General features: G+C 70.9%; 20 protein-coding genes. 11 read left to right on the top strand and 9 right to left on the bottom strand.

The window, feature by feature from the left end; all coding sequences use genetic code 11:
- Positions 1-10: 10 nt before the first annotated feature.
- From ACFV3E_RS22925 to ACFV3E_RS22915, 3 genes are all read right to left on the bottom strand, one after another.
- Positions 11-721, bottom strand: a complete 711-nt coding sequence (locus ACFV3E_RS22925) for a class I SAM-dependent DNA methyltransferase (RefSeq protein ID WP_500536302.1) — start codon at positions 719-721, stop codon at positions 11-13.
- Positions 722-828: 107 nt separating this feature from the next.
- Complete coding sequence (locus ACFV3E_RS22920) at positions 829-1,527, bottom strand: response regulator (RefSeq protein WP_500536301.1); 699 nt, start codon at positions 1,525-1,527, stop codon at positions 829-831.
- Entirely contained in the window at positions 1,524-2,840 is a 1,317-nt protein-coding gene (locus tag ACFV3E_RS22915) for a sensor histidine kinase (protein ID WP_500536300.1), read from the bottom strand. The genes ACFV3E_RS22920 and ACFV3E_RS22915 overlap by 4 nt, the downstream gene beginning before the upstream one ends.
- A 214-nt stretch (positions 2,841-3,054) precedes the next feature.
- Here ACFV3E_RS22915 and ACFV3E_RS22910 point away from each other — a divergent pair, with 214 nt between their 5' ends.
- Positions 3,055-3,762 carry an ABC transporter ATP-binding protein gene (locus ACFV3E_RS22910; RefSeq protein ID WP_500536299.1) on the top strand — a complete coding sequence of 236 codons (708 nt, stop codon included), beginning with the start codon at positions 3,055-3,057 and terminating at the stop codon, positions 3,760-3,762.
- Positions 3,759-6,116, top strand: a complete 2,358-nt coding sequence (locus tag ACFV3E_RS22905) for an ABC transporter permease (RefSeq protein ID WP_500536298.1) — start codon at positions 3,759-3,761, stop codon at positions 6,114-6,116. The genes ACFV3E_RS22910 and ACFV3E_RS22905 overlap by 4 nt, the downstream gene beginning before the upstream one ends.
- A 72-nt stretch (positions 6,117-6,188) precedes the next feature.
- Here ACFV3E_RS22905 and ACFV3E_RS22900 read toward each other — a convergent pair whose 3' ends face one another.
- On the bottom strand, positions 6,189-7,199 hold the full coding sequence (locus ACFV3E_RS22900) for a methyltransferase (protein ID WP_500536297.1): 1,011 nt from the start codon (positions 7,197-7,199) through the stop codon (positions 6,189-6,191).
- Between the two features lie 771 nt (positions 7,200-7,970).
- Between ACFV3E_RS22900 and ACFV3E_RS22895 the strand changes: the two genes are divergently transcribed.
- From ACFV3E_RS22895 to ACFV3E_RS22880, 4 genes are all read left to right on the top strand, one after another.
- Positions 7,971-9,428, top strand: coding sequence for a dihydrolipoyl dehydrogenase family protein (locus ACFV3E_RS22895; RefSeq protein WP_500536296.1), 1,458 nt, complete (start codon positions 7,971-7,973; stop codon positions 9,426-9,428).
- A 145-nt stretch (positions 9,429-9,573) separates the two neighbouring features.
- The gene (locus ACFV3E_RS22890) at positions 9,574-10,092 is read left to right on the top strand and encodes a GNAT family N-acetyltransferase (protein ID WP_500536295.1); all 519 of its coding nucleotides are present in this window, start codon (positions 9,574-9,576) and stop codon (positions 10,090-10,092) included.
- Positions 10,093-10,154: 62 nt separating this feature from the next.
- Entirely contained in the window at positions 10,155-10,667 is a 513-nt protein-coding gene (locus ACFV3E_RS22885; RefSeq protein WP_500536294.1) for a hypothetical protein, read from the top strand.
- Positions 10,668-10,901: 234 nt separating this feature from the next.
- Positions 10,902-11,285, top strand: a complete 384-nt coding sequence (locus ACFV3E_RS22880; RefSeq protein WP_500536293.1) for a VOC family protein — start codon at positions 10,902-10,904, stop codon at positions 11,283-11,285.
- Positions 11,286-11,399: 114 nt separating this feature from the next.
- Here the strand turns inward: ACFV3E_RS22880 and ACFV3E_RS22875 are convergent, their stop codons facing one another.
- Together ACFV3E_RS22875 and ACFV3E_RS22870 are read right to left on the bottom strand one after the other, a co-directional pair.
- A complete protein-coding gene (locus tag ACFV3E_RS22875; RefSeq protein ID WP_500536292.1) occupies positions 11,400-12,026 on the bottom strand; it encodes a TetR/AcrR family transcriptional regulator in 627 nt (208 codons plus the stop codon).
- A 49-nt stretch (positions 12,027-12,075) separates the two neighbouring features.
- On the bottom strand, positions 12,076-13,407 hold the full coding sequence (locus ACFV3E_RS22870) for an MFS transporter (RefSeq protein ID WP_500536291.1): 1,332 nt from the start codon (positions 13,405-13,407) through the stop codon (positions 12,076-12,078).
- 591 nt (positions 13,408-13,998) lie between these two features.
- Between ACFV3E_RS22870 and ACFV3E_RS22865 the strand changes: the two genes are divergently transcribed.
- The 5 genes from ACFV3E_RS22865 to ACFV3E_RS22845 all read left to right on the top strand — a co-directional run bounded on the left by ACFV3E_RS22865 (position 13,999) and on the right by ACFV3E_RS22845 (position 17,750).
- Positions 13,999-14,202, top strand: a complete 204-nt coding sequence (locus ACFV3E_RS22865) for a cold-shock protein (protein ID WP_030224351.1) — start codon at positions 13,999-14,001, stop codon at positions 14,200-14,202.
- 373 nt (positions 14,203-14,575) lie between these two features.
- Positions 14,576-16,018: a DEAD/DEAH box helicase gene (locus ACFV3E_RS22860; protein WP_500536290.1), complete on the top strand. Its 1,443-nt coding sequence runs from the start codon at positions 14,576-14,578 to the stop codon at positions 16,016-16,018.
- 47 nt (positions 16,019-16,065) lie between these two features.
- Positions 16,066-16,464 carry a CBS domain-containing protein gene (locus ACFV3E_RS22855; protein ID WP_500536289.1) on the top strand — a complete coding sequence of 133 codons (399 nt, stop codon included), beginning with the start codon at positions 16,066-16,068 and terminating at the stop codon, positions 16,462-16,464.
- Between the two features lie 48 nt (positions 16,465-16,512).
- On the top strand, positions 16,513-16,821 hold the full coding sequence (locus ACFV3E_RS22850) for an SCO5918 family protein (protein WP_499516311.1): 309 nt from the start codon (positions 16,513-16,515) through the stop codon (positions 16,819-16,821).
- Positions 16,822-17,411: 590 nt separating this feature from the next.
- Entirely contained in the window at positions 17,412-17,750 is a 339-nt protein-coding gene (locus tag ACFV3E_RS22845) for a MerR family transcriptional regulator (protein WP_500536288.1), read from the top strand.
- 89 nt (positions 17,751-17,839) lie between these two features.
- Here the strand turns inward: ACFV3E_RS22845 and ACFV3E_RS22840 are convergent, their stop codons facing one another.
- The 3 genes from ACFV3E_RS22840 to ACFV3E_RS22830 form a co-directional block, all read right to left on the bottom strand.
- Complete coding sequence (locus ACFV3E_RS22840) at positions 17,840-18,868, bottom strand: SPFH domain-containing protein (RefSeq protein ID WP_500536287.1); 1,029 nt, start codon at positions 18,866-18,868, stop codon at positions 17,840-17,842.
- Positions 18,869-18,871: 3 nt separating this feature from the next.
- Positions 18,872-19,303 carry an NfeD family protein gene (locus ACFV3E_RS22835; RefSeq protein ID WP_500536286.1) on the bottom strand — a complete coding sequence of 144 codons (432 nt, stop codon included), beginning with the start codon at positions 19,301-19,303 and terminating at the stop codon, positions 18,872-18,874.
- A gap of 520 nt (positions 19,304-19,823) precedes the next feature.
- Positions 19,824-20,828 carry a LysR family transcriptional regulator gene (locus ACFV3E_RS22830; RefSeq protein ID WP_500536285.1) on the bottom strand — a complete coding sequence of 335 codons (1,005 nt, stop codon included), beginning with the start codon at positions 20,826-20,828 and terminating at the stop codon, positions 19,824-19,826.
- Positions 20,829-20,831: the final 3 nt, after the last annotated feature.

Here is a 20,831-nt window from a genome sequence, read left to right as displayed (position 1 = left end):
CGGCCCGCCGTCATTGCTTACGGGCGAGAACCAGCCGCGCGTAGGGGGCACCGTCCGGGCGGTGACCGAAGTCGGGCATCTCGGTCGTGCCCACGGTGAAGCCCGCCGCGCTCAGTTCGGCGCGCACCGCGCGGAGCGGGAAGGTGCGGTAGTACATGACGAAGGTCGGCCGCCAGACCGCGTTCCGTATCCGCATCGCCGCGTCGAAGCCGGCGGGTATCCAGTAGCGCCGGGAGGCGATGCGCGGCGGTGCGAACACCGGGAAGGCGAAGAGGCCGCCGGGCCGGAGGGCGCGGTGCACCCCGGCGAACAGGGCCGGCCGCTCGGCGGCCAGGAAGTGCCCGAAGGCGCCGAAGCTGACGGCAAGGTCGAACTCCGCCGCGAAGGTCGGTTTCCGTACGTCCGCGCGTATCCACTCCGCGTCCGGGTGGGCACGACGCGCCTGCGCGAGCATGCCGGCACTGAAGTCCACGCCCGCGACCCGGCCCCGGCACAGCGGTTGCACGACGCGCAGGCCCGCTCCCGTGCCGCAGCACACGTCCAGCCCGTCACCGAAAGGGCCGAAGGGACTCAGGGCGGCGGCGGTCGCGTCCAGAATGCGGTCCGGGGTACGGAACGGCGTGTGGTCGAACCTCGGGGCGAGGAGGTCATAGCCGCGCTCGACAGACGACAGGGCCTGCACGGTCAGCTCACGCAGCGAGGGGCCTTCGGGTGAGAACACCGGTCCAGGGTAAGGCCGTTCGACCGGCCTGACGGGCGGCATCCGCAAACCCGAACACTCCGCCGAACTCCCCCGGTGAAGGGCGGCCGTAATGTCTCGGGTCCGGGCTACGTCTGCTCGTCGGACTGCCGGCCGGCCTCACGTCCACCGGCGCTGACCAGCCCTGTCTCGTAGGCGACGATGACGGCTTGGACGCGGTCGCGGAGTCCGAGTTTGGCGAGGATGCGGGCGACATGGGTCTTGACGGTCGCCTCGGCCAGGTGGAGGCGGGTGGCGAGTTCGGTGTTGCTGAGTCCTCGGGCCAGCAGGCCGAGGACCTCCAGTTCGCGGGGGGTGAGCGAGGCGAGGTCGCGGTGGAGGGCGGCGGTGTCGCTGCCGCGTTGGGTGAAGCGCTGCACGAGGCGGCGGGTGATGGCGGGCGCGAGGAGGGCGTCGCCGTTGCGGACCGTGCGGACGGCCGCGGTCAGATGCTCGGGGGTGACGTCCTTGAGGAGGAAGCCGCTGGCGCCGGCGGACAGCGCCGCGTAGACGTACCGGTCGAGGTCGAAGGTGGTCAGGATGATGACGCGGGGTGCGGTGGGGGCGCCGGTGAGGATGCGGCGGGTGGCCTCCAGGCCGTCCATCTCGGGCATCCGGATGTCCATGAGGACCACGTCGGGCCGCGTGCGGCGGACCGCGTCGACCGCTTCGGTCCCGTTGGTCGCTTCCGCCACGACGTCGATGCCGTCGGCGCCGAGGATCATCCGGAACCCGGTGCGGACCAGGGTCTGGTCGTCGGCGAGGAGCACGCGCAGCGGCTCGGTCACAGCGTCTCCAAGGGGATGAGGGCCTCCACACGGTAGCCGCCGGTCATGCGTCGGCCGGTGGTCAGGGTTCCGTCGTGGACGGCGAGGCGCTCACGCAGGCCGATCAGGCCCCGGCCGTTTCCGGTGGGCGCGCCCGCGCCCGGGTGTCCGCCGGTGTCGGTGACTTCCACCCGGAGCCGGTCCGGGCCGTATTCGACGGTCACGGCGGCGGTGGCGCCAAAGGCGTGCTTCACGGTGTTGGTCAGGGCTTCCTGGACCACGCGGTAGGCGGCGAGTTCGAGGCCGGGCGGGAGGGGGCGGGGCGGGCCGGCGACGGTCAGGTCGACGGGCAGTCCGGTGGCACGGACCCGTCCGACCAGCGATTCCAGCTGGTCCAGGCCCGGTTGCGGGGCCAGCTCCGCCGCGGTGTCGGCCAGGTCGAGGTCTGCGCCTCCGTCCGTCACCTCGCCCTGCTCGGCCATGGTGAGCAGTCCCATGACGTGGCGCAGTTCGGTCATGGCCGCCCGGCCGCCCGCCTCGACGGCGAGCAGCGCCTCGCCGGCCTGCTCGGGGGAGGTTCCCATGATCTTGCGGGCGGCGCCCGCCTGGATGATCATCACGCTGACGTTGTGCGTGACGACGTCGTGCAGTTCGCGGGCGATCCTGGCCCGCTCGTGCTCGACGGCCCGGCGCAGCGCCTCGCCCTGCTCGCGTTCCAGGGCGGAGAGCAGGGTACGGCCCTCGTCGGTGCGGAGCTTCCAGGTGCGCAGGCCGACGGCGGCCACGGCCATCGGGACCAGGATCAGCAAGGCGATGTACTCGTTGGGGACGATCGGGGTCACCGAGTTCCCCGAGGTGCCGACCAGGACGACCGACACCGGCAGCGCCGCCAGGGTCGCCACCCGGTACGGGCTGAACACGGCGGCGCTGTAGACGGCGATGACGAACGCGTAGAAGGTCAGCCGCAGGACGCTCTGCGGTGTCGCCAGGGTCGCGGCCGTCACGACGCACAGCACGGCGAGCGGGTAGCGGCGGCGCAAGGCCAGCGCACCCGAGGCGACGGCCGCGAGGGTCACCATGAAGGCCATGCCGCCCGGGCCGGACGGGCGCGGTATGACCCGCACCACGCCGGGTGCGATCTCCCGCATCACGACGTTGTCGGCGTTGTCGATGCCGTAGTAGACGGTGGAGATCCCGATGACCAGTGTCAGCAGCAGGTCGAACTGCCGGGCGCGCCGGGTGGGCCGCAGCGGTGGACCGCTCGGAAGCCTGGCGTCGCGGACCGTGCGGCGGGCGGCCTCCCGCAGCCGCTCCCGCGTCGTACGAACGTCCATCACCGGTTCATTGTCGCGGCCGCGCGGACCCTCGGAGTCCGTCCCGGTGGTCATTCCCACCGCTCCGGGTACATCGCCCGCCTACATCGCAGGGATGACGTTTCCGGGGATCGTCCCAGCGCGGTACCGCAATGGGTCCGGTCGGGCGACGCGTGCCGGCCGGACCCGCTCCTAGCGTTCACGCAGCCAACCACCCCTGCCCGAGGAGCGCTTCATGACCGTGCCGGTGATCGAACTGCGCGAGGTGAGCCGCCGATACGACGACGGCCCGCCCGCCCTGCACGAGGCGTCGCTGACCGTGCGGCCCGGCGAGGCCGTCGCGATCCTCGGCCCCTCCGGCAGCGGCAAGTCCACGCTGCTCAATCTGATCGCGGGCCTGGACCGGCCCGACACGGGGACCGTCACCGTGGACGGGGTGCGGGTGGACCGGCTGGGCGAGGCCGGATCGGCGCTGTTCCGGCGGTCGAAGGTCGGCATGGTCTTCCAGTTCTTCAACCTGCTCGACGATCTGACCGTTGCCGACAACGTCGTCCTGCCGGCGCGCCTGGCAGGTACGGCACGTGCCGCGGCGGACCGCCGGGCGGCGGAACTCCTGGAACTGCTGGGCATCGACCGGCACGCCCGCGCCTACCCGGGGCGGCTGTCCGGCGGTGAGCGGCAGCGCGTCGCGGTGGCCCGGGCGTTGATGAACCGGCCGGCGCTGCTCCTGGCCGACGAGCCGACCGGGGCCCTGGACACGACGGCCGGACAGGACGTCAGCAGGCTGCTCGCCGGCCTCAACGCCGAGGGCCAGACCATCGTCGTGGTCACCCACGACCTGGCGTTGGCCCGGTCCTGCACAAGCCGTACGGTCCGGATCGCCGACGGCCGGATCACCGAGGACGTCCGGTCGCAGGCCGTCGCCCCGGAGGCCGTCCGATGAGCGCGCTCGGCGCGGTGGTGAGATCGGGGGTGGGACGCCGCCGGGTGCAGACCCTGGTGATCGGGCTCGCCACGATGATGGCGGTGGCCGCCTCCGTCCTCGGCGGATCGCTGCTCGTGGTGTCCGGCGCGCCCTTCGAGTCCGCCTTCGCCAGGCAGCACGGCGCGCACCTGTCCGTGCAGTTCGACACGGACAAGGTGAGCGCCGGGCAGCTGTCGGCGTCCAGGCGCGCCGAAGGGGTGAGCGGTGCGGCCGGGCCGTTCCGTACGGCGACGGTCACCCCGCGGTCCGACGGGGCGGGCCCCGGATGGCCGATGACCGTGGTCGGCCGGGACGATGCCGGCCGGGACGTGGACGAGGTGGCCCTGCTCGACGGGCGGTGGCCCACGCGCGACGGCGAGATCGTGCTGTCCGCCGACTCCTCGCTCATCCCGACCATGGGCATGAAGATCACCTTCCCCGCTCTGTCCGGCGGCCCGGCGCTGACGGTCGTCGGTGTGGCCCGTTCGGTCACGCAGACCGCTGACGCCTGGGTGGTTCCGTCCCAGATGCCGGCGCTCACCGCGCCCGGCAGCGGCGGCTACCAGATGCTGTACCGCTTCACCGACGCGGGCACCGCCGCGCAGATCACCGCGGGCGGCAAGGCCGTGACGGGACCCCTGCCGCCGGGATCGGCCGTCGGCGAACAGTCATGGCTCACCGTCAAGAAGACCGTCGAGCGCGACACCGCCCTCTACGTGCCGTTCCTCGTCGCGTTCGGCGCCCTGGGCCTGGTCATGTCGGTGCTCATCGTCGGCAACGTGGTCGCGTCGGCCGTCGGCATGGGGACGCGCCGCATCGGCATCCTCAAGGCCCTCGGCTTCACCCCGGCCCAGGTCGTGCGGGCCTACGTGGGCCAGGCGCTGATCCCGGCCGCCGTCGGCACGGCCCTCGGTGTCCTCGCCGGCCACCTGCTCGCCGTCCCCGTACTGGCCGAGACCGGGGAGGTGTACGGCACCGTGTCCCTGGCCGTCGCGCCCTGGGTCGACCTGGCGGTGATCGCCGGGGTGCTCGTCCTGGTGGCGGCGACCGCGTGGGCGAGTGCCTGGCGGGCCGGCCGGCTGCGTACGGTCGACGCGCTCGCCGTGGGGCGTACCGGTTCGGCGGGGCGCGGCCGGTGGGCGGCCCGCCTGGCGGGAAGGCTGCCGTTGCCGCGGCCGGTGGCCCTGGGCCTGGTCCGGCCCTTCGTGCGGCCCGCCCGCGCGCTGGCGATGGGCACGGCGATCCTGTTCGGCGCCGTCGCCGTCACGTTCACCGTGGGGATGAGCGCCTCGCTCGGCCAGGTGATGAAAGCCAGGGCCCACGACGCCGCCGATGTCGTCGTGCCCGCGCCCTTGCCGGACTTCGGGCCTCAAGACCCCGGCCCGGAGAAACAGCCCACCCGGCCCACGGCCGATCCCGCCGCGGTCGCCGCGGTCATCGGGACCGCCGCGGGAACCGGGAGGTACTACAGCACCGCGACGGTACGGGCGACCGTGTCCGGCCTGACGGGCACCGTCGACGTGATCGCCTTCACCGGCGACGCCTCCTGGGGCGGCTACACGATGGTCTCGGGCCGCTGGATCGACGGACCAGGCGAGGCCGTGGTCCCGACCCCGTTCCTGACCGCCACCGGGACCCGCACCGGCGACACCGTCACCCTGAACGGCCTGGCCGAGCCGGTCACGGTCAGGATCGTCGGTGAGGTCCTGGACACCCGCAAGGGCGGCATGCAGGTCTTCACCGACGCCTCGACCCTGGCGTCCGCGCATCCCGACCTGACGGAGACGAGCCATCACATCGCGGTCGCGCCGGGCACCGACGTGACCGGCTACGTCAAGGCGCTGAACAAGCACCTCGGGCCGCTGGGGGTCACCGCCCGGGCCGGCGGGCTCGACTCGGGCAGCGACATGGTCGTCACGCTCAACGCGTTGTCCGCGGTCCTCACGCTGATGCTCGTCGCCGTCGCCGCGCTCGGCGTGCTCAACGGCGTACTGCTCGACACCCGCGAGCGCGTCCGCGAGCTCGGTGTCCACAAGGCGCTCGGCATGACCCCCCGGCAGACCGTCGCGATGGTCATCACCTCGGTCGTCGTGACCGGATTGGCCGCGGGCGCCCTGGGCGTTCCACTGGGCGTGGCCCTGCACGGCTGGGTCATCCCCGCGATGGGCGACAGTGTGGGGCTGCGCCTGCCCGGTTCCGTCATCGCCGTCTACCACGGGGCCGAACTGCTGCCGCTCGCGCTCGGCGGCCTGCTCATCGCCACCTTGGGCGCGCTGCTGCCCGCCGGCTGGGCCGCCGGGGCCCGCACCGCCACGGCCCTGCGCACCGAGTAGGACGCCGGGTTCAGGGATCGTGCCTCCGGTCCCCACCGCTGGGAGCGGTGGGGACCGGTCGGCTGGTTCCCGCTACCGGGCGCGGGAGACGGGAGTTCCGGAGTCCCAGACCTCCTCCAGCTCGATGATCTTGAACTGGAATCCCGTCGGGGTGACGGCGGTGCGCCGCCACCCGGATGCGGCGAAGAGCGCGTCGAACTCGGGGAGGTCACGCTCCTGCCCCGACAGCATCGCGAGCATGTGCATGTCCGCAAGGGGCTCGAAGCCGGGCGCTCCGATCTCCCCGATCACGTTCTCCACCACCACGACCCGCGCGCCGGGCCGCGCGGAAGCACGGCAGTTCTCGAGGATCCTGACGCAGTCGGCGTCGTTCCAGTCGTGCAGAACCATCTTGAGCAGGTACAGGTCGGCCGGCGGGACGGACTCGAAGAAGTCTCCGGTGACCGCGGTGAACCGGTCGCCCACCCCCCGCTTCTCGGCTGCCGCCCGCGCCCCGGCAGCGGCGTGGGGCAGGTCCAGGCTCTGCCCTCGGAGGTCCGGATTCGCCAGCAAGAGCCCCTGCACGAGCGCCCCCGTGCCGCCGCCGACATCGACCGCGACCGCGGTGCCGGTGGTGTCGAGCGCCTCGGCAAGGTCGCCGTTCAGCCGTTCCGCCATGCCGGACATGGCGACCGAGAAGAGCTCCGCCTCGGCAGGGTTGTCGCCGAGGTAGGTGAAGAAGTCCGTGCCCAGCGCGCTCTCGATCTGGGTGCCCCCCTTGCGGACAGCCTCCGGGAACCGCTCCCAGGCACGCCAGTGGGAAGGCCCGCCCCACGTGAGGGCCACCTCCCGCAGGGTGTTCGGCACCCCGCTGCGGAGCAACTGGCTCAGGGGAGTACCGGAGAAGCGGCGCTCGCCCTCGTAGGCCACCAGGCCGAGGGAAGCGCAAGCGCGCAGGAGCCGGTAGGTGGTCGCGGGATCGCTGGCCTCGCGTTCGGCTATCTCCTCCGCGGCAAGGGGCCCATCAGCCAGATGGTCCGGAAGGGAAAGCTCGACTGCGGCCCGGACGATCTGAGTCACCCAGTAGCCGCTGAGCATCTGCATCAGGACACCGGCATTCGCGGTCTCGGACGATGAGTTCGGACGATTCTCAGTCATCGACAAGCACACCAATCAGGACTGGTTTAACGGTCAACTAACCGTAACTGTACCTCGGACCAGAACCCCGCTCGTGTGACCTGCATCAAAGAAATGCCCTGCCGGGCCGACCGGTTCGGCAAAGCGTCGGCGAAACTTCCGCAGCAATTCACCAAATTGATCCGCGGGTCCAGGCGATACCGCCGTTCAAGGTCGGTCTCCTGCAGGACTTCGGCGACGATCCGCTCCGCCGTGCCTTGGGCGAAGACAAGAAGTGCCCACACAAGGGGGATCTCAAGCCGATCGATGGCTTCGCACCGTCCGGCACAGCCGAGCCGAGCAGGCGCGGGGATGCCCTGCCGGTCCGACGGTGGCGCGTCAAAGCCGGGCGACGATTTGCATGTCATTCGAACACTGAAACCCGGCCACAAGTAAATCGAATGGAATTCTTCCCACGCATCCGCACAGCGATGGACCGGGGCTGCGACACTGAGCCCGTAGGCCCGATGCTCTTCCGCCCGCAAGGCGGCCTGTACTGCACGTAGCGTCGGGACGGTGGCCACCCGATTGGCAAGTCGACCGTCAGGAGGGAAGGCTTGGGGTCGCGACGAGGGGCATTCTCATCCAGTGGCGCGCCCGCATGATGCGTGATGTCTTCTTGTATTCGCTGCGCGTCCGGTCGCAGGGCGCTCCGCGATACCACCTGCGGATCAGCACGGAAAACGAAGCGAGGCAGCAATGACCGAAGCATCCGGGATCCAGGATCACGACACATACGACGTGATCGTGCTGGGCGCCGGCCCGGTCGGGCAGAACGTCGCCGAACACGCCCGCGCCGCGGGACTCTCGGTGGCCGTGGTGGAACGGGAACTGGTGGGCGGAGAGTGCTCGTACTGGGCGTGCGTGCCCAGCAAGGCGCTGCTGCGGCCGGTCATCGCCGTCGCCGACGCGCGGCGGGTCGACGGCGCCCGGCAGGCCGTGACCGGCTCACTGGACACCGGCCGGGTTTTCGCCCGCCGGAACCACTACGTCACCGACTGGGACGACACCGGCCAGGCGCGCTGGGTGAAGTCCATCGGCGCCGACCTCTTCCGCGGCCACGGCCGGCTCGACGGGCCGCGGAAGGTCACCGTCACCGCGGCGGACGGCGCCCGCCACACCCTTGCGGCGCGGCACGCGGTCGCCATCGCCACCGGCAGCCGCCCGGTGCTGCCCGCCGTCGACGGCATCGAGGAAGCCCGGCCGTGGACGAACCGGCACGGCACCGACTCCAGCACCGTCCCCGGCCGCCTCATCGTCGTCGGCGGTGGCGGGGTCGGGGTGGAGATGGCCACCCTCTGGCAGGGCCTGGGCTCCCGGGTCACCCTCCTCGCCAGGCGTCCTCTGCTCCCCCGGATGGAGCCTTTCGCCGGCGAGCTCGTCGCAGACGGGTTGACCGACGCCGGCGCGCAGGTGCGCATCGGCGTCCAGGTGACCGCCCTGCGCCGCCCCGACCCCGCCGGACCGGTCACCTGCGTCCTGGACGACGGCAGTGAACTGGAAGCGGACGAGATCATGTTCGCCACCGGCCGCGCCCCGCTGACCGACGACATCGGCCTGGACACCGTGGGCCTCACCCCGGGGTCCTGGCTGGACGCCGACACCACGTGCCTGGTCCGCGAGGTCCCGGGCGAGTGGCTGTACGCGCTCGGCGACGTCAACCACCGCGCCCTCCTCACCCACCAGGGCAAGTACCAGGCACGCACCGCCGGCGACGCCATCGGCGCGCGTGCCGCCGGACGTCCCCTGGACGTCGCCCCGTGGGGCGACCACGCCACCACGGCCGATCAGCGCGCCGTACCGCAGGTCTTCTTCACCGACCCCGAAGCCGGCGCGGTGGGCCTGTCCGCAGCACAGGCCGAGCAGGCCGGTCTCCCCGTCAAGGTCGTCGACCTGGACTTCACCGCCGCCCAGGGCGCCAACCTCTACGCCGACGGCTACCGCGGTCACGCCCGGATGGTCGTCGACACCGACCGCGAGGTCCTGCTCGGGGTGACCTTCGTCGGCCACGGCGTCAGCGAACTGCTGCACTCCGCGACCGTCGCCGTCGCGGGCGAGATCCCCCTCAAGCGGCTGCGGCACGCCGTCGCCTGCTTCCCCACCATCAGCGAGATCTGGACGTTCCTCCTCGCCGCGTACCACCGCGACGGTGACTGACGGCGTTGTGCCGGGCGCATGCGTTCAGTTCCCGGGGGCGTGACGGCGACGCGGGACTGGGTCCCTCACCCGTGCAGGTGCCGACAGCCCTGCCCACGTCTGGATGAGCAGGAATGGCCCGCCCGGGCCGATCGTGAGAAGACTGGTGCGGTGGCCAAACGAGGCCGCATCTCCGGGCGTCGCTGAGGCCGCCCGGTGCCGTGACAGCCTGGATGGGAACCGGATCATGAGCCTTGAGGTTGCGGTCGTCCGCGAGGTGGACGACGAGATGGTCGAGGCGTTCACCCGCCTGCTGCCCCAACTGTCCCGCAGTGCCGCCCCGCTGACCCACGAGACGCTGCGACGGCTCCTGGCCGCCGAGGCGAACACGGTGCTGGTGGCGCGGGTCGACGGCCGTGTCGTCGGGACGCTCACGCTGGTCCTGTTTCCCCTGCCGACCGGGATGCGGGCCTGGATCGAGGACGTGGTGGTCGATGAGGCCGCCCGCGGTTACGGCGTCGGGGCCGCCCTCACCGAGGAGGCGGTACGCCTGGCCGACGCGGCGGGAGCCCGCACGGTGGATCTCACCTCGCGCCCCTCGCGGCAGGCGGCGAACCGGCTGTACGAGCGGCTCGGCTTCGAGGTACGGGACTCCCGCGTCTTCCGCTACACCCTGCAGCACTAGTCACGGCGGTTCCCCCATACGCCGTGCGGAACCGTGCGGTCCCCGCGTTCGTCGTATCCGCCATGATCAAAGAACTCGGACGACGCCTGCCCGGTGCCACGTTGCTCGCCGTCCCGCTCGCCGCCCTGCTGCTGTCGTGCTCTGCCCCATCGGACACCGGCACCGACCGGGCAGCGGGCGGCACCCCCGCGCCGGCGGCCGCTTCGGCGTCCGCGTCCGTGTCCGCGTCTGCTCCGGCTGCCGAGCCGGCGGGACCGGTGGAGAAGGTGCGCGACGCCTTCGCCACCTTGCAGGCCACCTACCACTCCGGCTGCACAGCCACCACGTCCCGGGGCGAGTGTGAGTACTTCCTGACCCGGGTGCACACCGAACTCGTCGAACTCGACGCCGCGATGAAGGCCGACCCTCAGGGCCCTGGCCATTTCCGCGAGCCCCTCGCCTGGATGACGGATCTGCGCGACCTCCTCGGCGCGGACACCTCCTTCGAGAACCTCAAGGCGCACCAGGACGAACTCGTGGCGACGCGCGACCGGATCAACCGCTGGATGCAGGGCCACCCCGAGGACTACCGCTGAGCCGCTCTTCGGACAGCGGGAGAGTTCGCCGGCAGGCGAGGGGCACCGTGGGCCGGCGACCCGGGTGCCCCGCCTCGTCCGAACGTTCGGCAGCGCTCGCGTGCAGCCGAGCCGCCCCTTTGTCGCGACGCCTCAAGAAGCCGTCGGGCCTCGCGTCGCGGATGCGCCCGAGCACCGCGAAGCCTGAGCGCAACTCGGTGGCGTCCGGGGTGGGAGTCGGGAAGGCTGGCCCGCATGGTTTCGGTCTTGCAGAACGTGGCGATTGACTGTGCGGATGCCTACGGGTTGGCCCGGTTCTGGAGCGGGGTGACCGGCCGTCCGCTGCATCCGGAGGACAAGCCGGGCGACCGGGAGACTCAGGTGATGCTGACGGAGGGCCCGGTGCTGTACTTCAACCAGGTGCCCGAGCCCAAGAAGATCAAGAACCGGATCCATCTGTGTCTGCGCCCTGAGACCTCGCGTGAGCAGGAGGTGGAACGGCTGCTGGGCCTCGGAGCCACCTTTGTCACCGATCAACGGAATCCTGACGGCTCTGGCTGGGCGGTCCTGGCCGACCCTGAAGGCAACGAATTCTGCGTCCTGCGCAGTGACTCCGACCGAGCCGCGATGAGTTCCTGAAGCCCACGTGCCATCCCCGCCGGTGGCCAGGTAACCGCCCTTTGCGGTGGTGGTGGTCCGCGCATCACGGATGGGGGCGGCCGCGCTCCCCCGGAAGAACGGCTGCTGTACGCCTCAGCCCTGGTGGCCGGCCTGCGGCGCCGTGGTCAGGGCGGCGTCCAGGAGGATCTCGGCGGTGGCCCGGGCCGCGGCGGCGGCGCCGGGGTCGCCGTCCATGCGGACCGAGACCGCGCACCCGTCGTAGAGCAGGTGCAGACGGCGGCCGAGGGTCTCCGGGTCGGGAACGCCGGCGTGCCGGGCGAGGTCGGTGAACAGGCCCCGCACCCATGCCCGGTAGTCGTTGGAGGCCTGTTCGGTGCTGCTGCCCGGCTCGGCCTCCGCGCTCGCGGCGATGAACGCGCAGCCGCGGTAGCTGGGGCCCTTGAACGACTCCGACAGCGCGTCGAAGACGCCGAGCAGCCGGTCGCGGGGGTTCTCGAAGCGTGCGAGGGCGGCGAGGAGACGGGCGGAGGTGGTGGCGTGCCGGGACTTCAGGTACGCGTGGACCAGCTCGTCCTTGCTGCCGAACGTGTTGTAGAGGGAGGCCTTGGCCACCCCGGCGCGTTCGATGATCCGGTCGATCCCGACGGTCTGCACGCCCTCGGCGTAGAAGAGCTCGTTGGCGGCGGACAGCAGACGCTCGCGCGCCGGAGCCTTGACCTCGGTGCGCGCGTCGTGCGCCCTGGTGCTGTCGGCAACCATTTCAGCCTCCCTGCTGGTTCGTGCCATCTTCCGGGTCTCGAGGCTCACCTTAGGCAATCACGGGTCGCGAACGGCTGCTGCGCCGTTCCGTCAGCAGTCCGAGCAGGGCCAGCAGTGCCAGGACGATGACGGCCGCGCCGTACTCGCGGGCGGTGGCCAGCAGGCCGCCGGCGTGGACGACGAGGTAGCCGGCGATCACCGACGGCACTCCCATCCCCAGATAGGACACCACGTAGAGCAGGGACAGCACTCCGGAGCGTTCGTGGGCGGCGGTCAGCGGAATCACGGTGCGGATGCCGCCCTGGAAGCCGCTGCCGAAGCCGATGCCGGCGATGGCCGAGCCGGTGAAGAACAGGGCGGGCGAGCCGTTCTGCACCGAGGCCAGGGTGAGGCCGACGCCGACGACGAGGCTGATGATTCCGCCGACCATGACGCCGCGGGCGGGTGCCGAGCGCAGTACGAGGGTGGCGGCGGCGGCCACTCCGGCCAGGACGAACAGGGCCAGTCCGCCGTAGACGGCCGACGTGGAGTGGGTGAGGGTCCGCACGAGCGCCGGGCCCAAGGATGCGTAGAAGCCCGCCAGGGCCCAGACCGCGAACAGGACCGGGGCGGCGTTGAGGACCGCGCGCCGCACCGTCCTGGGGAGCTTCACGTCCGGGACCAGTGTGGCGAGCGCGCCCGGGGTGGGTGTGAGGGTCTCCCGCATCAGGACGACGCCCAGTGCCTGCACGGCCATCACGACGATCAGGGCCAGGTAGACCAGGTGTGTCGGCGCGGGCAGGTACTGCACGAGGAACGCCGACGCCAAAGAGCCGGTGGCGGTGCCGAGACCGGGGGCGAAGGAGTTGGCGACGGTCCCGCGGCGGCGGTCGATGTCCAGCATCCCGGCCCCGATCGCGCCCAGTGCGGCACCGGTGGACAGTCCCTGGACCACCCGGCCGATCATCAGTTCCGGCACTCCGTGGGCCGTCGCGAACACCACCATCGCGGCCGCCTGTACGGCGAGGGCCACGAGCAGGACCGGGCGGCGGCCCAGGTGGTCCGAGAGCCGTCCCAGGGTGAGCAGCGAGACCAGGACCGCGATCGCGTACACGCCGAACACCAGCGTGGTGGTCACCGGGCTGAAGCCCCACTCCGCCTGGTAGACCGCGTACAGCGGGGTGGGGGCGCTTGAGCCCGCCAGGAACGACACGACGATCGACGCCAGCAGGTAGAAGGCCGCGCGCTGAGGCAGCACGCCGCCTGCGACGCGCCCTCTCCGCCTGGGCGCGGCCGAGGTGAGCGGGGCAGGGCCGGCTGTCTCCTCGCCGACCCGGCCGGTATCGGCCGCCGGCGTGGTGACCACGTTGCCGCGGTCCTGCGAGGTGGGCTGCTCGGGCATGCCACCGTCCCCATCTTGAGTAGACCGGTCTGTTCATTTTCGCTAGACAGATCTGTCTAACGCTGGCCTGAGGCGTTTCCTTCCCGTCATACCGACCGGATTGGCGTCACCGCGGAGGCGCTGCCGGGCTCGAGGGTGTCCACGACGAGGGCCTGGCGGGATCGTCGGCCACCCGCGGGTCGCCCGGGTAGAGGCCCGCCAGCAGGCGCGCCTCGGATCCGGCCGTGCGCCCGGGGGCTCGCGAGGCGGAGGGCCGGCCGTCGCCGGGCTGTGGTGCGCGGCGCAATGTGCCGAACGGCGTGTTCCGGGACGCTGAATATCTGTGCTCGCGAAGTGAGAAATTGGCGCAACGCGCGATGAGGTTTCTCACACGCCGGGGCGGGGCCCGGTTATTAACCGTGCACAGGCGATCGCGCCATGCTACTCTCGAATAAGTTGCAGTTGTGGTTCCCAAAATAAGTGCCCTCACCGGCTCCGTGCCGATGGGAGTGCTTCTTTATTCCGGTTCATTTGCTGGCGGGGCAATCATCGCGGCGACGCGGGGTCCGTACAGTACAGACTCCGGGCACTGCCCCAAAGGAGATGCACCACATGGCTACTGGCACCGTGAAGTGGTTCAACGCGGAAAAGGGTTTCGGCTTCATCGAGCAGGACGGTGGCGGCGCTGACGTGTTCGCCCACTACTCGAACATCGCCGCCCAGGGCTTCCGCGAACTGCAGGAGGGCCAGAAGGTGAGCTTCGACATCGCGCAGGGCCAGAAGGGCCCCACGGCCGAGAACATCGTTCCCGCCTGACGCTGAGCGCACGCATCGCAGCTGGGGCCCGCACCTTGGGTGCGGGCCCCAGCTTGCTGCGCATCAGGACGCACCCTGCCCTGATCACGCCGTGACGACCTAACTGGTCTCACGATTTTGAGGGTGCCGCGATCCCACCGGCAACGGACGTTCCCGTCAGACTCCGGATACACATCCGTCAGAGCTTCCCGACGCCCGTAACCCCGGTCTTTCGGACGCGGACCGGATCACCCCACCCGTTCGGCGCCTCAGCCCGCGGACATCGCCCGCCGGCCGAATTCGCCATCGCATTTGCTTGGCCCATTCTTGCGATTCTCTGTCCTGCTCATCGCAGCGGAATCCCTTGATGCGGCCGCTTCAAGGAAGGTTCTGCATGAGCCGCACACGTACGAATGACCGTTTCTCCGACCCGAGCCGTTCCGGCGGCCGACGCCGTCGCCCCGCCGCACCGCAGGGGGAGTTCGCCCTGCCGGACACGGCGACTCCGGCACTGCCCGCCGCCGGGGCGTTCGCCGATCTCGACATGCCCCGGCCGCTGCTGGCGGCGCTCACCGCCGAAGGCGTGACCGTGCCGTTCCCGATCCAGGCGGCGACCTTGCCCAATTCCCTCGCGGGCCGTGACGTGCTGGGCCGCGGGCGGACCGGGTCCGGCAAGACCCTCGCCTTCGGCCTCGCGCTGCTGGCCCGTACCGCCGGACAGCGCGCCGAACCCCGGCAGCCACTGGCCCTGGTGCTCGTACCCACCCGGGAGTTGGCCCAGCAGGTCACCGACGCTCTTGCCCCCTACGCCCGTTCGATGAGGCTGCGGCTGGCCACCGCGGTCGGCGGGATGCCGATCGGCCGTCAGGCCGGCGCGCTGCGCAACGGGTCGGAGGTCCTCGTCGCGACGCCGGGCCGGCTGAGGGACCTCGTCGAGCGCGGCGACTGCCGACTGGACCGAGTCGCCGTCACCGTCCTGGACGAGGCCGACCAGATGGCCGACATGGGCTTCATGCCGCAGGTCACGGCGCTGCTGGACCAGGTGCACCCCGAGGGGCAGCGCATGCTGTTCTCGGCCACCTTGGACCGCAATGTCGATCGGCTGGTCCGCCGCTACCTGCACGACCCGGTGGTCCACTCCGTGGATCCCTCCGCGGGCGCGGTCACCACGATGGAGCACCACGTGCTGCACGTGCACGCCGCCGACAAGCACCAGGCGACGACCGAGATCGCGGCGCGGGAGGGTCAGGTGATCATGTTCCTGGACACCAAGCACGCCGTCGACAAGCTGACCGAGCACCTGCTCAGAAGCGGCGTCCGCGCCGCCGCGCTGCACGGCGGCAAGTCGCAGCCGCAGCGGACCCGGACCCTGGCCCAGTTCAAGACGGGACACGTGACCGTTCTGGTGGCGACCAACGTCGCCGCGCGCGGGATCCACGTCGACAACCTCGACCTGGTCGTCAACGTGGACCCGCCCAGCGACCACAAGGACTACCTCCACAGGGGCGGCCGCACGGCCCGCGCCGGCCGGTCCGGCATCGTGGTCACGCTGGTCACCCCCAACCAGCGCCGCGACATGGCCCGTCTCATGCAGCACGCCGGAATCCGCCCGCACACCACTGAGGTCCACCCGTCCGGGGATGACCTGATCCGCATCACCGGCGCGCAGACCCCCTCGGGCATCCCGGTCGTCATCACCGCACCGGCGGCCGAACGCAAGGACGGCGCCCCCGCCTCCCGCGGCGGGCGTGGCCGTGCCGGCGCTCAGGACCGCCGCACCGGCCGGGCGGCACGCCGCACGACCCAGCGGCGGCCCGCCTACGACGCGGTGGCCTAGGACGTCTCCCCGTCACACCGCCCATCCACTTCTCCAGGAGGCACTTCTTGACCCTGGCACACGACTTGCCACGCCCTGCGGATTCCGCCCACGCGACCGTGGGCGACGCCATGGACGTGCCCGGACCGCAGGTCTGGGACGACATGACCGTCGAGGTGGCCCTGTCGGTCATGGCCAGCGCCCGTACCGGGCACCTGGTCGTCTGTGACGAGGACGGCCGGTGCACGAGTCTGGTCACCCATGCCCAGCTCACCGCCGCCCGTGACGGCCACGGCTACACCGATCAGGTCCGCCTGCGGGAGGTCGCCGGTGACGGCGGGCCGTTCGCCTCGCCGATGACCAAGATGGCCGAAGCACAGCACACCATGCGCCACCGGCAGCTCGCGGCCGTGCCCGTCGTCGACGAGCACGGCTGCGCCGTGGGCGTTCTCACGCGCTCACGCTGACCCGTCGCCCACCGGTCCCATCGCTTCCCACTCCTCCTGCGAGGCACCATGCGCTGCGTCATCGCCCGTTTCGCGTTCGACCTGTCCAAGACCGGGGTGGTGGCGTCGATGAAGGGCGTCAGGCCCGAGCCGGTCACCGGTGAGTCCGTGATCATCGGCCGCCGCCACTACCCCGTCATGCAAGTGGGCGAGGTCATCACCCGGCAGGACCGCCGTGACTTCACCGCCGGCGAGGTCCTCCGGGCCATGACCCGCCTCGGCTTCACCTGCCGCGCCCTCCCTGCCGCAGCACCGGCACCCGGGCTCACCCCACTCCAGGAAGCGTCTGCCCTGCTCGGCGTCCCCACCGCCGGGTAACCGGGAATAGGACGACGCCCTGGCCTGACCATGGCGGCATGAGGGCTCGGCCGGCGCATGCCGACCGAGCCCTCATCGCGTGGGGCGTCCGGACGCCGCCGACGGCTCACCAGCGGGCGCCGGGTGCGGCTTTCAGCGGCCCGCCGTCCGTGGAGGGCAAGCGGCACACCCCGGCCGTCCTCGCACTCACGCGCCGCCGGGTCAGCGTGCTGTGGGCCCCTGCCGCGTTGGCTCTGCTCGGACTCCACTCCCCCATCGCGGCGACCTCGACGAGCAGTTCGTCAGCGTCCGGCATGGGAACCGCCGTTGTTTCACCCGCCCGTCCCGACTGGCCGGGCCGGGGGCCCGTGGGACGGGGCGACCGGCCTGCCGCCGGTCTTCGTTCGGGCGCTGCCCCTGCCGGTCCACGGAGCGGGGCCATGCCTGCCATGACCGGATCCGTATATCTTCGACCTCGGCACACCAAAACCATTGCGAGGAAACAAGAGGTCGGCGCGGGACCAGGGCCGTCAGAAGGCGTAGCAGTTCCTTCGGGGCCCTGGTGCCGGGACGGCGTCAAGGCCCCTCCACATGTTCCACAAAGAGGTGCAATGACGGCAGCTGACTCCTTCGGCCGTATCGATGACGACGACTACCCGGCGTACACCATGGGCCGGGCCTCCGAGATGCTCGGCACCACCCCGGGCTTCCTCCGTGCCATCGGCGAGGCCCGCCTGATCACCCCGCTCCGCTCCGAAGGCGGACATCGTCGCTACTCCCGGTACCAGCTGCGCATCGCGGCCCGAGCCCGTGAGCTCGTCGACCAGGGCACCCCCGTCGAGGCCGCCTGCCGCATCGTCATCCTCGAGGACCAGCTCGCAGAAGCCCAGCGGATCAACGCCGAATACCGCCGCGCCGCCGGATCGACGGATCCCACGGGCGCAGCCTGAGACAGGCTGGAACCCGCGGCTTCCCCAGGATTTCCGCCGCTGCCGACCATGATCCGCGACGGATGCTCGACCGGAGGGTCCGCCGGTTCTCACCCAGGACCGGGGAGGGGGTCGGCTGGGGGCGTCTCGGCCTGGGCCGCGTCGGCGAGGGCCTCGGCGGCGGCTTCCGCGGCCCGCGCGGCGTCGGCGGCGGCCTGGGCGGCCTTGTCGTCCGAGGACTTCTCCCGGGTGGCCGGCGACTGGGGCAGGACTTCGCTGAAGGCGCGGGACACACCCTCGAGTGCGGAGGTGACCTCGCTGGGGATCACCCAGAACGTGCTGCCCGCGCCCTGGGCGAGCTGGGGCAGCATCTGCATGTACTGGTACGCGAGCAGCTTGGGGTCGGGGTCGTTGCGGTGCACGGCCTGGAACACCTCGTCGATCGCCCGTGACTGGCCCTCGGCCTTGAGGATCTCAGCCGTTCGGTTGCCCTCCGCGCGCAGGACGGCGGCCTGCTTGTCGCCTTCGGCGGTCAGTATCTGCGATTGGCGTTGTCCTTCGGCCCCGAGGATCACGGCCCGCTTGTCCCGCTCGGCCCGCATCTGCTTCTCCATCGCGTCCTTGATGGACTGCGGCGGGTCGATGGCCTTGATCTCCACCCGGTTGACCCTCAGCCCCCATTTGCCGGTGGCCTCGTCCAGCACACCGCGGAGCTGGTTGTTGATGGTGTCGCGCGAGGTGAGGACCTTCTCCAGGTCCATGGACCCGACGACGTTGCGCAAGGTGGTGACGGTGAGCTGCTCGACCGCCTGGAGGTAGTTGGCGATCTCATAGGCGGCCGCCCGCGGGTCGGTGACCTGGAAGTACAGGACGGTGTCGATCTCCACGACCAGGTTGTCCTCGGTGATCACCGGTTGTGGTCGGAAGGAGACGACCTGTTCTCGCAGGTCGATCACCGGATAGACACGGTCGATGTAGGGGATGACGACGTTGAGGCCGGGTTTCAGGGTGCGGTGGTAACGGCCGAGCCGTTCGACGTTGCGAGCACGTGCCTGGGGCACGATGCGTACCGCCCGCAGGACGGTGAAGACGACGAAGAGCGCGACGATCACTGCAGCGACGAGGAGCCCCGAATCCATGGTTCACTCCTGGGGGTAGACGAGCGCGGTGGCGCCGCTGATCTCGATGACGTCGACGGTCGTTCCGGGAGGGATCACCAGCGTCTCGTCATAGGCTCGGGCCGTCCATTCCTCACCGCCTATGCGGACCCTGCCGCCCGTGCCCGTGACCTCCGAGACGACATAGGCGCTCCTGCCGACCAGCGCCTCTACGCCGAATCGCTCCGCCTGGGGCCGGCGCACGTGGCGCAGCACGACGGGACGCATGAACAAGACGGTGCTCGCAGCAACGATGGTGAACACCACGAACTGCAAGGGCAGCGGCAGCCCGACTGCCGCGAATCCCGCTGTGACCAACGCAGCCCCACCCAGCATCCCCAGCGCGGCGGTGAGCGTGAAGAGTTCCGCCACGGCCAACACTGCCGCGGCGATGAGCCAGATCACCCAGGGGTCCATGGCCCCTCCTGCCGCGTGCAGTAGGTGGATGGCCGGCCGACGCGCCCCGTTCAGTCGGCGACCAAGCGTTCCCTCCAAGGTGGCGTACGTTCAGGGTCACCCGCGCCTCGGCCCTCCAGGAGTGTGCGACATGCCGTGCTCCTGGGCGCGAACACCACCGGGACGCGTTGTTGCCGCGGCGAGCGCGAGCGCCAGGCCGATGACTCCGACGACCACGTTGTTCGTGATGGTGCGCCACGTACCGACATCTCATTCCACATATCCCCATACCCGGACTGATGCATTCGAGTCCGGTCGTTTCCGACCAGGCACGACGCCGCGATCCAGCCGCCGACAGGGCAGGGGTGCGGTCGGCGAGGGCGTCCGGAGCGTCCGGGCGGGCGTCGGCGGCGGTGACGCGGGAGAGCTCGGCGGCGCACACGCCCCGAGAGCGATGAATGCTTTCAATGACAGTGCTGATGGCCCCGGGCGAAACGAGCGGGAACCGCGGACGGCCCGCCCGCACCGCCGAGCGGGTGGGTCAGTCCTGGTGCGCGTGAGGTCCGTCCATGCCGCCGAGGACACTCGCGGAGGCGAGCAGGCGCTCGCGGAGCCAGAGGTGCGCGGGGTCGGTGGTGTGACGGGGATGCCAGTACATCCTCTCGTGGATGTCGGGCAGGGCGACGGGCGGTGGCAGGAAGCGGATGTCGGTTGTCGCGGCGGCGAGTTGGCGTGCCGCCCGCTCGAGGACCAGGCTGGCCAGGGACGTACCCCGGATCAAGAAGGGGACGAGGAGGAAACTCTCCACCGTGAACTCGATCCGGCGTGGGGTGCCGAGCCGGGCGAGGTGCTGGTCGGCCAGGTTGAGTTGCCGGTCCGGCCCGATGCTGTACACGAGGTGCGGAAGACGGAGATATTCGTCGATCGTTATTCGCTGCGCCGAACCGGCCGGATTCGCGGCGTCCACGGCGCACAGCCATTGATCGCCGAACAACGGATACGACGGGAATCCGGTGTCGCCCATCAGTTCTTTCGGTTCGATGATGAGGTCGGCCACATCGGAGTCGAGCAATTGCCGCGCGTCTCTCGATCGGGGAAGGACGTGGATCGTCACCCCCGGGGCCTCGGCGGCCACCGCCTGGACAAAGGGGCTCAGCAATACCAGCGTCGCGTAGTCGGACGCGCTGATGGAGAAGCTCCGCACATCCGTGGCCGGGTCGAATTCGGAACGCTGCGCTATGGTCCGCTCGACCAGGTCGAGGATCTCCCGTACGGGTCGCACCAGCCGCTCGGCCTCCGCCGTGAGCGCGAGTTCCCTGCCCTGCCGCACCAGGAGCGGGTCACCGAACAGCTTCCTGAGGCGGGCGAGTGACGAGCTGGTCGCGGGCTGACTGAGGCCCAGACGCCGCCCCGCTCGGCTGACGTTGCGCTCGGCCAGCAGGGCGTCCAGCGCCACGAGGAGATTCAGATCGACGTTCCGCAGGTTCATCATCCCTGACCAGTCCATATATTCGCAGCACGAATACCGTGAATTCAACATATCCATTTG

It is taken from the genome of Streptomyces sp. NPDC059718, from assembly GCF_042733315.1.
Lineage (GTDB): Bacteria > Actinomycetota > Actinomycetes > Streptomycetales > Streptomycetaceae > Actinacidiphila.
This window is presented reverse-complemented; position numbering and strand designations above follow the sequence as displayed.